Raw genomic sequence first — 12,929 nt, 5'->3', positions numbered from 1 at the left:
CCCTGCGGCCGGGCCCGTACCGCCCCCGCCCGCGGCGCTCCGTCCGGGCGGGGGCGGCACGGCCGCGCGCGGCGGGCCGGTTGGTCAGCCGGGTCAGCCGGGCCGGCCGGGTCAGCCGGTCAGCAGCGCGCAGCGGCGGCAGGCGCGGGCGGAGGCGGCCAGCCGGGTGTGCGCGACCAGGGTGAGCGCGCCGGCCAGCGCGCTGACCGGCCAGTCCCGCGCCAGCACCGCGCCGGCGGTCAGCGTGAGCGCGCTGACGGCGAGCGCCACGGCCGCGGTGGTGCCGGTCCAGGCCACCACCAGCGGCAGCCGCCGCGGGACGGCCAGCCGCCGGGACACCGCGCCGGTGGCGGCCAGCGACGCGGCGGCGAGCAGGGCGGCCAGCGCGGCGATGCCGCCGAGGTTGGCCGCGAGCACGTGCACGGCCGCGGGCAGCCGCCCGCCGGCGTCCGCCGCGGTGGCCCCGACCAGGTACCAGCAGGCCATCAGGAACGGGACGAGGAGCGCCACGGCCCGGGCGGTCCGCCGGGCCTGGGCGATGGTCAGCTCGCGCTGGAACGCGGGGCCGACCTCCTCGACCGTGCCGAAGTCGCGCACCGCGCGGGCCGCCGCGGCGGCCCGGGTCGGCGCCCCGGCCTCGGCGTGCGCGGCGGCGGCGTCGGCGAGGCCGTCGCGCACCTCCGCGAGCATCCGGGACTTGGTGCGTACGGGCCCGCGCAGCGCGCCGTCCAGGGCGGCGAGGTGGTCCTCGATCGCGTCCGGAGCGTGCGCGGCGCGGGGTCCGGCGGGTCCGGGGGCCGTCACGTCGCCGGCCTCGGCGCCCGGGCCGAGTCCAGCACCGAGCCGATCGCGCTGGTGAACTCCCGCCAGGCGGTGCGCTCCTCGGCCAGCGCGCCCCGGCCGGCGTCGGTCAGCTCGTAGCAGCGCCGCCGCCGCTCGCCGACCGACTCCCAGCTGCTGCGCAGCAGTCCGGTGCGCTCCAGCCGGTTCAGGGCCGGGTAGACCGTGCCGGTACGGAGCTCCAGCGCGCCCGCGCTGCGCTGCTGGACGGCGGTGATGATCGCGTAGCCGTGCAGCGGGCCGCCTTCGAGCGCGGCGAGCAGCAGCCCGTCCAGATGTCCGCGTACCGGATCGCCTCTCATGGGCACCCACCCTACCTCCCGTTGTTGGTGTGCTATGTATTGGTAGCCAATATATAGCTGATCTACTCTACGCTCGGGAGGGTGCGGTGACGAAGTTCCTGCTGTCCGTACACGTACTGGCGGCGATCCTGGCCGTCGGACCGATCGCCGTGGCGGCGTCGGTCTTCCCCCGGATCGCCCGGGAGACAGCCGCCGACCCCGCGCACCGCGGCGGCACCGCCGCGTTCCTGCACCGCGTCTGCCGGGCGTACGCGATCGTGGGCCTCGCCGTTCCCGCCTTCGGCCTGGCCACCGGCGCGCAGCTCGGGGTGCTGACCGACGCCTGGCTGCTCGCCTCGATCGTGCTGACGGCCGGCGCCGCGGCCCTGCTCGCGCTCGCGATCCTGCCCGGCCAGCAGCGCCTCCTCGCCCGCGCCGCCGGCGACGCCCCCGCCGCGACCGGCGACGCCCCCGCCGCGGCGGGTGACGGCCTGCGCCCGGCGGCGAGCCGGCTGGCCATGCTCACCGGGGTCTTCAACCTGCTGTGGGCGGTCGTCGTCGTACTGATGATCGTCCGCCCCGGCTCCACCACGGGGGCGTGAGCCGTGCGCGCGCTGCGGATCGCCGCCGCCGTCGAACTGGTCACGCTCGCGGCCCTGCTGGTCAACCTGCTCACCGTGCACACCGGGGCCGTCTCCTCGCTCGGCGGCCCCGTGCACGGCACCGCCTACCTGGCGGTCATCGCCCTCACCTGGGCGACGACCCCGGTGAACACCACCCGCGGCACCCGGTCGCGGTCCGTCGTCCCCGGCGTCGGCGGCCTGCTGGTGCTGCGCCGCCTGCGCCGCGGCCACCCGCCGGGACCGCCGGTCAGCCGGCGGTCCCGCCGAGGCGGGCGAGATAGCGCCGCCGGCGGCCGGCGAAGCCGTGCGCGGTGAGGTCCGTGCTGTCGACGTACTGGTCCACGGACCCCACCGGCGGCAGCTCCGCCAGCCGCGGGTCGTCGACCGTGGCCAGCAGCGCGGCGCAGAAGCGGTCGGCGCCCAGGACCAGGAACGGCCGCTCGAAGAAGGGGCGGACGTCCGTCCGCAGCGGCGCGGTGAGCCCCAGGCCGTTGTGCGTCCGCGCCACCAGCTCGTACGCGGGCGACAGCCACCGCTCGCGCTCCCGCCAGCCGCCCGCGGCCAGTGCCCCGGACAGCAGCGGAGCCAGCTCGGCCGCCCCCGGGGCGGCGGCGAAGGCGGTGCCCAGCCACTTGCCGTACGGCGGGTGGACGCGGTGCATCAGCAGCCACAGGCGCATCAGCTCGCGCACCTGCCGGGCGGCGGTCACCGCCGACCCCAGGTCGTCCCCGACCTCGCCGCAGCGCCCGACGAACGGCTCCTCCTGGTGCAGCCGCTGCCACTGGCACGCCAGCACGTAGCGCCACACCTGGTCCGGATACCGGCGCAGGCCCTCCCGGTACGAGGTGAGCACCCCGGTGCCGTCGTGGAACACGGCGCCGCCGGTCAGCTCCCGGAGCACCTGCCACGGCGCCCCGAGCCAGCCGCCCACGGACAGCCCGCCGTCGGGCACCTCGCCGAGCAGCTCCGCGAAGTGCGCGGTGACGTCGAGCACGTCGACCCGGTGCCGCGGCGCCGTCCCCGCGGGGAACGCGAAGCGCACCGGGTGGCCGTGGAACCGCTCCGGCAGCTCCCGGTCGAGCAGCGCGGTCAGCCCGGCGGCGTGCGCCCGGTGCGCGTCCGGCGCGAGGAACACCTGGAGCCGCGGCCCCCAGGCGTGGTCCGTCGAGCGCGGGGTGTCGAAGCCCTGCACCTCGGAGCCCGCGCCCAGCAGCGCGGCGGCGTACGGCGTCCCGGCCAGGGCCGGGCCGAGGACCGGGGCGACGGCCTCGGCGTGGAAGTCCCGGGCCAGTTCGAGCCCGGGGCGGAATGCGGTGCCCATCGCCGTCACCCTGGCAGACCGCGCGGCCCCGGGCCACCGCGTTTCGCGCCCGCGCCCGGCAACGGCCGGGCGCCGCCCCCGGAACACGGGAGCGGGTGTGCGGACGGCCCTCTACAGTGCCCGGAGGATCCGACCGGCGTCGGCGAGCGGAGGCGTGAGGATGGCCGGGGTCGTCCGGGGGTTGCAGGAGCGGGCCGCGCGGGCGCTGCCCGCGGAGTCGGTCTCATACGCGGACGGCTGGTGGCTGCGGCACGACTCCGGCAGTTCGTGGTGGGTGGCCTCGGTGCTGCCGCACGGGCCGGAAGAGCCCGCGCGGCCGGCCCGCCGGGTGTCGCACGCCGAGGCGTTCTACGCCGGCCACGGCGCCGCGGCCCGGTTCCAGATCACCCCGGGCGCCTGCCCCGCCGGCCTCGACGACCTGCTCGCCCGGCGCGGCTACCGCCGCTCCGGCCCGGTGTCCCTGCAGACGGCGGCGGTCGCCGACGTGCCGCGCCCGCGCGCCGGGGAGCGGCTGCGGGTACGGACCGGGGACCGCCCGGACGACGCCTGGTTCGGCGTCTGGCACGCCGTCCACGGCGGGGACGCCGGCGCCGAGCGGAGCCGCCTCGACCGGGTCGCGGGCCCGTCCGCGTACGTCCGGGTCCTGGACGGGGACGCGCCGGTGGCCGTGGGCCGCGCGGTCGCCGACACCGGCTGGGCCGGCGTCTTCCACCTGGCCACGCTGCCCGCGGCGCGCGGCCGGGGCGCCGCCGGGCGCGTCCTCGGCGCCCTCGCCGGCTGGGCCGGCGCGCAGGGGGCGACGGGCCTGTACCTCCAGGTGGAGCGCGACAACCCGGCCGCGCTGCGGCTCTACGCCCGCGCCGGCTTCCGTGAGCTGTGCACGTACCACTACCGCACCGCCGCGTGGCGGCCCGCCCGCCCGGCACCGGACAATGGGGCCGGTGGTGTCGGGCAAGTCGACGAAGGAGCCGGCGATGAGCAGCAGCAGTGAGCGCGACGGAGCGGGGCAGGGCAACACGGCGTACGGCAGGAAGCGCTTCAAGCGCTCCCGCAGCCACTTCGCCGACCGGATCACCGCGGCCGGCGAGGACGGCTGGCCCGTCGAGGCCGGGCGCTACCGGCTCGTGGTCAGCCGCGCCTGCCCCTGGGCCAACCGCACGCTGATCTCCCGGCGGCTGCTCGGCCTGGAACCCGCGATCTCCGTCGGCGTCACCGACCCGATCCAGGACGACCGCAGCTGGCGCTTCACCCTCGACCCCGGCGACCGCGACCCGGTGCTGGGCATCCGCTTCCTCAGCGAGGCGTACGACGCGCGCGAGACCGGCTACCCGGGCGGCGTCAGCGTGCCCGCCGTCGTCGACGTGCCCAGCGGCCGGCTCGTCACCAACGACTTCCAGCAGATCACCCTCGACTTCGCCACCGAGTGGACCGCCCTGCACCGCGACGGCGCGCCCGACCTCTACCCCGAGGCGCTGCGCGACGAGATCGACGAGGTGATGGAGGGCGTCTACCGAGACGTCAACAACGGCGTCTACCGGGCCGGCTTCGCCACCGCCCAGGACGAGTACGAGGACGCGTACCACGACGTGTTCCGGCGGCTGGACGAGCTGTCCGCGCGGCTGGCCGGGCAGCGCTACCTGGTGGGCGAGACCATCACCGAGGCCGACATCCGGCTCTTCACCACCCTGGTCCGCTTCGACCCCGTCTACCAGGGCCACTTCAAGTGCAACCGCAACAAGCTCGCGGACGACCCGGTGCTCTGGGCGTACGCCCGCGACCTCTACCAGACGCCGGGCTTCGGGGACACGGTCGACTTCGACCACATCAAGCGCCACTACTACGAGGTCCACACGGGCATCAACCCGACGGGCATCGTCCCCGCCGGGCCCGACCTCTCCGGGTGGCTCGCTCCGCACCACCGCGAGCAGCTCGGCGGCCGCCCGTTCGGCGACGGCACCCCGCCCGGCCCGCCGCCGGAGGCGGAGCGGATCCCCGCGGCCGGCCAGCCCTGACGCCGCCCGCCGCGCCATCCGCCCGGCCGGGAAATGACGTTGGCGGCGCCGCGCCGCCTCCGCCATCCTGGTGCGGATGCGAGTGCGGCTGACAGACGGTGTGGTGACCACGGGATACGCGGCGTGGGTCGCCCGCGCCGGCGTGCCCGCGCGGCTCGCGGAGCAGGCGGACGCCCCCGCGGGCGCGCCCGTCGCGCTGGGCCCGCCGGAGGCGGGGGAGGAGGCGGCCGGCGCCGCGCTCGGCGAGCTGGACCGGCTCGTCACGGCCGGCGGCGCCGTCGCCGCCGGCGCGGGCGTCGACATCGGCGGCGGCTTCCGCTCCGCGCGGCTCGCGGGCGCCCGCGGCGACAAGCGGGACGCGGTCCTCGCCGCGCTGCGCGCGCTCGGCCCCGCGGAAGCCGGGCGCCTCGGCGACCGGGCCGGGACCATGGTGGCGCTCTTCGGGCCCGCCGCGACCAAGCGGGTCGGCGCCGCCGCCGCGCGCGCCGTGGCCGAGGAGCGCTGGGCCGCCGTCCGGCTGGCGGCCGCCGCCAGCGACGTCCTCGGCCCCGAGCAGACCGAGCGGATCCTCGCCCTCACGGCCCCCGACGGCGTCGACCCGGTCGGCGGCGCCGCCCCCTCCGTGCTCGCCGGGCACTTGACGCGCGTGCTCGCGCCGCTGCCCCGGCCGCGCCGCCCGGCGCTGCTGACCGACCTGTGGGACCGGGTGCTCGACGGCCACGCCCGGCAGGCGCGCCGCGCGCGGCTGCTCGCCACCCGGGGCCGCCAGGACCGGCTGGCCGAACTGCGGGTCCGGCGCGCGGCGTTCGAAGAGCAGGCGGTGCTCCACCGCACGCCGTACGACGGGCGGACCGGCCGGTCGCGGCTGCTGGAGGCGGCCTGGTGGACGCCGCCCGACGACTACTGGCACGGCCTGCTTGACCGGATCGTCCAGGACGCCCAGGCCGCCACCGTGCTGCTGCGCACCGCCGTCGCGGTCTGCGACCACGGCCCGGCCGTCGGCCTCGCGCACCTGGAGCCGCAGCTGGCCGCCGCGGTCGCGGCCACCGGCGACCTGGCGGCAAGCCGCGCCGCCCGCCGCGTCCCGGGCCTGACCGGCCTGCCCGCCCGGCCCGCGAGCCACGCCCGCGAGCTGCGCCGGCAGATCCTCAAGCGCGGCCCGGCAGAGGTCCCGTACGACACACAGGTGCGCCCCCGCCTGGCGCGCGCCGCGGACTACGCGACGCTCGCCGTCGAGGAGGTCGGCCGGCTGCTCAGCGGCGAGCTGCCCGTGCCGGAGGACGTGCTGCGCGACTGGGCGGCGGGCGGGCTGCCGGAGTGGCGGCGCCGGACCGGCTACACGCGCGCCCGGCCGCCCGAGGAGTGGTCGGAGACCCCGCCGTGGGTACGCGACCGCCTGGGCACCGGCGCCACCCTCGCCGACCGGCTGCGCACCCTGCGCGAGCGGGGCGAGCCGGCCGCGCCCCGCGACGTCGAGGTCCTCGGCGACCTGCTCTGGTACGCCGAGCTGGCCGACGCGCTCGCCCGGCTGCACGGGCACGAGAGCGCCGCCGTCACCCCGCACGGCGGCCCGCTCGGCCTCGACCACGACCCGCCGCCGGCCGCCGAACCGCTGGCGCCGCGGCTGGACTCGGTGAGCCTCGCCGTCTCCGGCGCCGCGCAGCTCGCCGCCTTCGGCGGCACCCCGGGCAAGGGCGTGAAGACCTGGGCGGGGCTCGTCGACAGCCTGCGCGCGGACGTCGACGTGGCCCAGGCGCTGAGCGGCGACTTCCCCGTACCGCCGCAGCTGGCCGCGGTCGACGCCACGCCCGTCCCCGGCACCCGCGTCCGCTTCCGGCTGGCCCGCACCGCCCGCACGCTCGCCGAGTGGGCGGACTACATGGGCAACTGCATCGCCACCCCCCACTACGCCGACGCCGCGCGCAGGGGCAGCAGCGCCCTGGCCGCGCTCCACGACGACCAGGGCCGCATCGTCGCCAACGCCGAGCTGCGCCGGGCCCGCCCCGCCGAACGCGGCTGGGTGATCGGCGAGTTCGCCGGCCGCTTCAACGACGTCCCCGACCCGGTGCTCGACGAGCGCTTCCGCCGCTGGGTCGACACCCTCCCTGGCGCCGGGCCGCCGGAGCCGGCCGTGGCCCCGGCCGACGAGGCACCGACCGGTCCCGCGCGCCGGCGGCGGGCGGCGCCGCGGCTCGCCCGGACCGCCGGCCCGGAGCTGGACCGGCTCGCGGAGCGCGCGTGGGCGGAGCGGGTGGACGGCCGTACGGCCGCGGTGTACGCCGCGCTGGCCGCCACGGTCCCGGACGCCCCGGCGGCCGCCGCCCGCCGGCGTGCGGGCACCGGCCCCGCGCCCGCCGCCGGAACGGGCGCCGCCGCCCCCGCCCTGACCCGGCTGCGCCGCCTCGGCGCCGCGTCGCTGGCCCAGGTCTGCCGCCGTGCCCTGGCCGACGGCGCCGTCACCCCGGCCGCCCTCTGGGACGCCACCGGCGTACGCCCCCTGCCCGCCGCGGTGGCGGAGCTGGACCCGGCGCTGCGCGACCGCTACGACCAGCTCGAACTCCTCGACGGCGCCGAGCCGCTGCCCCGCGCGCTGCGCGCGCTGGTGCGGCGGCCCGCGGTGGCGCCCGCGTACGCGATTGGGCTCGTGGGCCTGCGGCTGCGCGCGGCGCTCGGGCGGCTGGTGGACGAGGACGACGCCGCCGTCGCCCGCGCGGTTTCCCGCCGCCCGCCGGCCACGCTGCTGTGCGCGGCAGGCGTGGCCGTCACCTGCCGGGCCCCGGAGATACCGCTGACCGCCGTCGCCGCGCCCCGCGCCGTGACCGTGCCGGGCTTCCCGGCGACCGGCCTCGACGACGCCGCGGGCCCGTGGCAGCGCGCCTTCCCCGCGGCCCGTGAACTGGGCGCGGACACCGCCGCGTTCTGGGACGGGGTCGCGGCCGGCGGCCTGCGGCTCCCGGCCTCCTGGCTCGGCCCGGCCGGCTGGCCCGCCCTGTGGGCCCGCGCCCACCGCTGACCCGCCCGCTCCGGCCCGTCCCCGTACGTGCCCGGGGCGCCCTCAGGGCGCGACGTAGCCCACCTGCGCCAGCGCCTGCTTCAGCAGGTGCCCCTGGCCGCCCGGCATCTCCTGCTGCACCACCGCCGACGCCGCCTCCTGCGGCGTGAACCACACGAAGTCCAGCGCGTCCTGCCGCGGCCGGCAGTCGCCCGCCACCGGCACGATGTACGCCAGCGACACCGCGTGCTGCCGCGGGTCGTGGTACGGCGTGATGCCCTGCGTCGGGAAGTACTCGGCGATCGTGAACGGCTGCGGCGACGCCGGCACCCGCGGCAGCGCCACCGGCCCGAGGTCCTTCTCCAGGTGCCGCAGCAGCGCGTCCCTGACCCGCTCGTGGTGCAGCACCCGGCCGGAGACCAGCGCCCGGCTCACCGCCCCGTCCGGGCCGATCCGCAGCAGCAGGCCGACGTGCGTGACCTCGCCCCGGTCGTCGACGCGGACGGGCACCGCGTCGACGTAGAGGACCGGCATCTTTGCGCGCGCCGACTCCAGCTCCTCGGGAGCCAGCCAGCCGGGTGTGGTTTCGGTCAAGTCAGCCATCGGCCGATCTTACGTCGAATCTCACCCGGGGTGGACGCCCACTTCGTAGAGCGAATAGCCGTGCTCCGTGCCCCGCCGGACTCCGACGACGCGGACGTGACGCGCCTCGACGGCGTCGAACAGCGCGGTGTCGAGCCCGCCGTCGCCGGCCTCGGTGGCCCACACCGTGCGCCAGCCGGATCCGTCCGCGGAGACCTCGACGCGGTACGCCCGCGCGTACGCGCGCTCCCAGTCCAGCGTGACCCGGCCGATCCGGCGGGTTTCGCCGAGGTCGAGCCGCAGCCACTGGTCGTCGCTCCAGTCGCTGGCCCAGCGGGTGCCGCGGTCGCCGTCCACGGCGCGGGTCGGGGCGTAGCTCGTGAACAGGCTGAACTCGGTGGAGCTGGCCGTGGCGGCGGCCCCGGCGGCGAGGTTCGCCGGCTTCTCGTGGCCCTCGGTGGCGCCCCAGGTGGTCAGGTACGACTCTGCGCCCGCCAGCAGGTCCTCGACCACGTCGGTGCCGCCGTGCAGCCGCATCTGCTCGATCCAGTCGGGTACGAGGCCCGCGTGCGCGCCGCCGTCGGTGTTGAAGTCCCAGGTGCGCTCGCCGGTGACCTGGCGGTCCAGGACGGAGCCGCCGTCGGCGCTGGTGAACGGGTACTCCACCGCGTCCGGGGCGTCCGCGCCGCGTGGCGCGGGCCAGCCGCCGACGCCGTTCATGTCGGTGCCGTAGCCGTACCCGGCGCCGTACTCGTCGCGCAGCGCGGCGTCGCGCCGTCCCTGCTCGACGAAGTCCCCGGCCGGGTTCATGTACTGGGCGACGAAGCCGCCGAGGCGGTACAGCCGCTCGGTCCAGTCCGGGTCCATCCAGCTGTGGCTGGAGAGGACGCCCGGATACGACTCCGACTCCAGGATGTCCAGCGCCCGGCCGGCGGCCTTGACGCTCATGTGGTCCAGCTCCAGCATCATGCCGCGGTCCATCATCCCGCGCACCGCGTACTCGCCCAGCCCGCTCAGCCCCCGGGTGTTGCACCGGGCGTCCTGGTCGTACGACGGGACGGAGACCCCCGCGGGCAGCAGGTCGGCCGCCTCGGCGGGCGGGTCGGCCAGGCCGATGGGGTTGTCCTGCTGCCGGCCGCGGCACTTCTCGGTGGTCCAGAACGTGCCGGTGGACAGGAACTGCCCGATGTTGACGGCGGCGCCGATCGTGCCGGAGTCGAAGCGCACGCCGCACAGCGCGTTGTCGAACTTGTGGCACAGGAACATGCTCCGCACGCCCATGCCGTACAGCTCGTCCAGGCCGCGGTCGATGTCGCCCCGGTCGCACTGCGCGATCCCGAGGACCTGCTTGCAGCCGAAGGGCTCGGACGTCTCCACGCCCAGCACCACGGCGAGCTTGCCGTCGGCGACCACCGCGCGCGCCTGCGCGGCGTCGGTGACGATGCGGAACCAGCCGCGACCCGGCCCGCCGTACATCTCGTCGACGTAGTCCTGCATCTCGTACGTCTTCCGGGCCTGGAGCCGGATGGAGTCCATTTCGTCGCAGCCGCGGTCCTTGGCCGGGTAGACCGAGCAGAGCAGCCCGTTGGTGACCAGGTCCTGCACCAGAATCCGCTGGCCGCCGCGCCAGGCGCGCTCCAGCCAGGCGTAGTAGTTCTGCTGGTGGCTGAGCGAGTCGTGGGCGGGCCAGTGCGTGAACGTCGGCCAGCCGACCGGGTCGTGGTGTCCGTCGGCGCCGCCGGTGACGTTCTCGAAGAGGGCGAGGGCGCCGTCGGGGTAGTGCTCGGGGCAGTCCTTGAGCGCCTCGGCGACGCCCCGCGGGTCGAACGGCTTGCCGCAGATGAGCCGCCCGCCGAAGCCCTCGCCGGACATGACGTGGTTGTGCGCGTCCACGAAGCCGCGCACGTCGCCGTCGGCGTCGGTGCCGCGGAACGGCTCGCCGGTGACGTTCACCCCGGAGTCCGGGGCGGGCCGGGCGACGGGCTCCCACCACTCGTCCGCCGCGGCGGCGGGGCCCGGGCCGGTGCCGAGCGCCGTCAGGGCGGCGAAGAGGACCGTGACGAGGGCGATCAGACCGGTCTTGCGCAGGTGCGGCTGTCGGGTCATGGGGGTCCCGCCTCCGGTGACGCGAATCAAGAAAAGATGAGGAACTTTTCTACGACCGAGTAACCAGAGGATCGCGGCGGATCGGTACCGCGTCAAGACGCGGGGGAGCGCATTCCCGCCGCGGTGCCCCGGACGCGTGGAGCCGCGCCGCCGCGGCCCGGGGAGGTGGGCCCCGGGGGCCGCGGCGGCGCGGGTCGGCGGGCGGCCGGGCCGCTCAGGGCCGGGCCGCGGGTTCCCGGCTCAGAGGGGCTGCCAGAGCGCGGGGACGTTCGGCGGCTCCCAGCCGGAGGAGGCCGTGTGCGCCTGGAGGCAGCGGTAGGTGGTCCCGCCGTACGTGACGGTGTCACCCGCCTGGTACGAGGTGCCGGCGGCCCAGGTGCCCCCGGGCGGGTCCGGCGGGTCCGGGTCCTGCCCCCGGACGTTGAGCACGAAGTCGAACGTGCCCTCCCGGCCGCCGCCCACGTCCCGCACCGTCATGAGCAGCGACGGGTGGAAGATCGTGTCGGTGTTGTTGCGGGGCTCGCCCGGGAAGTACAGCTGCGTGGTCAGGATCGGGTTGTTCGGCGCCTGCACCTTGACGTGGATGTGCCGGGTGCGGCCCGGGTAGAGGCCGGGCACGATCGTCTGCAGGCTGAACCGGCCCTGCGCGTCGCTGTACTGGTGGCCGCGGAAGCGGTACCCGTAGTTGTCGTACGCCCCGTTGACGTCCGCCTGCCAGAAGTCCAGCAGCGCGTTCGGGACGGGCCGGCAGTCCAGCCCGAAGACGTACCCGCTCACGGTCAGCCGGGTGCCCGGGGTGCCCGGCTCCACCAGCGAGCTGCGCTGCGGGGAGTTGGGCTTGAAGTACGGGCCCTCGGTCTGCTGGCGCGTCGGCGGGTCCCCGGGGTCGCACGCCTCCGGCGTCGGGGTCAGCTTCCCGCCCCGCCGCGCCTGGTCGCGGGCGAGCACCGGGGTGGTGCCGCCGACGAGCAGCGGCAGCGGCGCGGCGACGAGCGCCGCCTTCAGCAGGGACTTGCGGCGGATCCCGGACTTCTCCGGCGGCTGCGCGGACTCGTCCGGTGCAGGGTTGTCCTGGTCGGTCACGGCTTCACGGCTCCTCGGTCGGGGGAGTGGGGTCGTGAACCCCGCGTCCGCACCGGCGCGGTGGCGCCGTTCGGCGGGGCGCCAGAGACGCTATTCGGGCGTGCCGGGGCAGTCGATGGACAGAATCCGGCGATCGTGGTGATCCGCACGGGTGCCGCGGCGGAAGTCGCCGGGGCTGCTGCCGGTCTCCCGGCGGAAGAACCGGCAGAAGTACGCGGGGTCGGAGAAGCCGGCCAGCCGGGCCACCTGCCGCACGCTCAGGTCCGTCGCGGCCAGCAGCCGCTTGGCCTCGCGGGCCTGCGCCTGCCGTATCAGGTGTCCCGGGGTGAGCCCGGTGACGCGCTTGACCGCCTCGTTGAGATAGCCCACCGACACGCCCACGCTCGCGGCGCAGCCGCGCACCGACAACCCGGCCACCGCGGGCCCCGGTTCGGCCAGCATCCGGTCGAACCTCCGGGCGATCTCCGCCGCCCGCCCCGCCGCCGAGCGGCCCGCCGCCTCCGCGGCGCCGTCGTCCTTCGCGGGCGCCGTACCGGCCGTCCGGGAGAGCCGGTCCGCCCGGATGAGCAGGACGTGCAGATAGGACTGGAGCACGCTGATGAAGCCGGGGGCGCGGCCGGCGTACTCCCGGGCCATCTCCGCGAAGAGCGCGTCGAGGATCCCGGCCGACCGCCGGTCGGGGCTCAGCCAGGAGACCCGGGACAGCTCGCGCAGCCGGTCCCGGTCCTCGGGGGTGGGCAGCAGGAAGTCCTCGGTGAAGATCATCACGTGGCCGTCGAGGCCGGCGGCCCGGTCCCAGTGGTGCACCTGCCCCGGGGTGACGATGCCCAGGTGCGGCGGGGTGATCGGCCAGCTGCGCTGGTCCACCACGTGATGGCCGCGGCCGGCGCGGACGTAGACGATCTCGTGGAACGTGTGCCGGTGCGGGAAACCGGCGCGGGACAGCGGGCCGATCGAGTCGAACGACCCGATGGCGAAGGGGAGGACCTCCGGGGCGGGGACCTCCAGCCGGTGCATGGGGACGGGGTCTGCGGACACGTCGTCTCACCCTCCTCGACATTGGTCCGGACCAAAAGGTTGCCGGGGCCG

12 protein-coding genes are annotated in these 12,929 nt (G+C 77.0%); 5 read left to right on the top strand and 7 right to left on the bottom strand.

Annotated features, from left to right (window positions below; all coding sequences use genetic code 11):
* Positions 1 to 111 precede the first annotated feature (111 nt).
* Positions 112 to 804: a permease prefix domain 1-containing protein gene (locus ACHZ99_RS06050; protein WP_420303326.1), complete on the bottom strand. Its 693-nt coding sequence runs from the start codon at positions 802 to 804 to the stop codon at positions 112 to 114.
* Complete coding sequence (locus ACHZ99_RS06045) at positions 801 to 1,142, bottom strand: PadR family transcriptional regulator (protein WP_420303325.1); 342 nt, start codon at positions 1,140 to 1,142, stop codon at positions 801 to 803. The genes ACHZ99_RS06050 and ACHZ99_RS06045 overlap by 4 nt, the downstream gene beginning before the upstream one ends.
* A gap of 86 nt (positions 1,143 to 1,228) precedes the next feature.
* On the opposite strand from ACHZ99_RS06045, the gene ACHZ99_RS06040 reads away from it, so the two are divergent.
* Together ACHZ99_RS06040 and ACHZ99_RS06035 are read left to right on the top strand one after the other, a co-directional pair.
* A complete protein-coding gene (locus ACHZ99_RS06040; protein WP_420303324.1) occupies positions 1,229 to 1,723 on the top strand; it encodes a hypothetical protein in 495 nt (164 codons plus the stop codon).
* A 3-nt stretch (positions 1,724 to 1,726) separates the two neighbouring features.
* On the top strand, positions 1,727 to 2,059 hold the full coding sequence (locus ACHZ99_RS06035) for a hypothetical protein (protein ID WP_420303323.1): 333 nt from the start codon (positions 1,727 to 1,729) through the stop codon (positions 2,057 to 2,059).
* Here the strand turns inward: ACHZ99_RS06035 and ACHZ99_RS06030 are convergent.
* Positions 1,992 to 3,065, bottom strand: a complete 1,074-nt coding sequence (locus ACHZ99_RS06030; protein WP_420303322.1) for a DUF4037 domain-containing protein — start codon at positions 3,063 to 3,065, stop codon at positions 1,992 to 1,994. The two genes, ACHZ99_RS06035 and ACHZ99_RS06030, sit on opposite strands and share 68 nt — an antisense overlap.
* Before the next feature lie 160 nt (positions 3,066 to 3,225).
* Between ACHZ99_RS06030 and ACHZ99_RS06025 the strand changes: the two genes are divergently transcribed.
* From ACHZ99_RS06025 to ACHZ99_RS06015, 3 genes are all read left to right on the top strand, one after another.
* A complete protein-coding gene (locus ACHZ99_RS06025; RefSeq protein WP_420303321.1) occupies positions 3,226 to 4,056 on the top strand; it encodes a GNAT family N-acetyltransferase in 831 nt (276 codons plus the stop codon).
* Positions 4,040 to 5,077, top strand: coding sequence for a glutathione S-transferase family protein (locus ACHZ99_RS06020; RefSeq protein ID WP_420303320.1), 1,038 nt, complete (start codon positions 4,040 to 4,042; stop codon positions 5,075 to 5,077). Before ACHZ99_RS06025 ends, ACHZ99_RS06020 begins: the two co-directional genes overlap by 17 nt.
* 103 nt (positions 5,078 to 5,180) lie before the next feature.
* Positions 5,181 to 8,090: a hypothetical protein gene (locus tag ACHZ99_RS06015; protein WP_420303319.1), complete on the top strand. Its 2,910-nt coding sequence runs from the start codon at positions 5,181 to 5,183 to the stop codon at positions 8,088 to 8,090.
* Positions 8,091 to 8,132: 42 nt separating this feature from the next.
* Here ACHZ99_RS06015 and ACHZ99_RS06010 read toward each other — a convergent pair whose 3' ends face one another.
* The 4 genes from ACHZ99_RS06010 to ACHZ99_RS05995 all read right to left on the bottom strand — a co-directional run bounded on the left by ACHZ99_RS06010 (position 8,133) and on the right by ACHZ99_RS05995 (position 12,857).
* Positions 8,133 to 8,663 carry an NUDIX hydrolase family protein gene (locus ACHZ99_RS06010; protein ID WP_420303994.1) on the bottom strand — a complete coding sequence of 177 codons (531 nt, stop codon included), beginning with the start codon at positions 8,661 to 8,663 and terminating at the stop codon, positions 8,133 to 8,135.
* A 30-nt stretch (positions 8,664 to 8,693) separates the two neighbouring features.
* The gene (locus ACHZ99_RS06005) at positions 8,694 to 10,757 is read right to left on the bottom strand and encodes a discoidin domain-containing protein (protein WP_420303318.1); all 2,064 of its coding nucleotides are present in this window, start codon (positions 10,755 to 10,757) and stop codon (positions 8,694 to 8,696) included.
* Positions 10,758 to 10,997: 240 nt separating this feature from the next.
* The gene (locus ACHZ99_RS06000; RefSeq protein WP_420303317.1) at positions 10,998 to 11,840 is read right to left on the bottom strand and encodes a carbohydrate-binding protein; all 843 of its coding nucleotides are present in this window, start codon (positions 11,838 to 11,840) and stop codon (positions 10,998 to 11,000) included.
* A gap of 90 nt (positions 11,841 to 11,930) precedes the next feature.
* A complete protein-coding gene (locus ACHZ99_RS05995) occupies positions 11,931 to 12,857 on the bottom strand; it encodes an AraC family transcriptional regulator (RefSeq protein ID WP_420303993.1) in 927 nt (308 codons plus the stop codon).
* Between the last annotated feature and the right edge of the window lie 72 nt (positions 12,858 to 12,929).

The sequence above is a fragment of the Streptomyces sp. MAR4 CNX-425 genome (assembly GCF_048656465.1).
In the GTDB taxonomy this organism is placed as follows: domain Bacteria; phylum Actinomycetota; class Actinomycetes; order Streptomycetales; family Streptomycetaceae; genus Streptomyces.
This window is presented reverse-complemented; position numbering and strand designations above follow the sequence as displayed.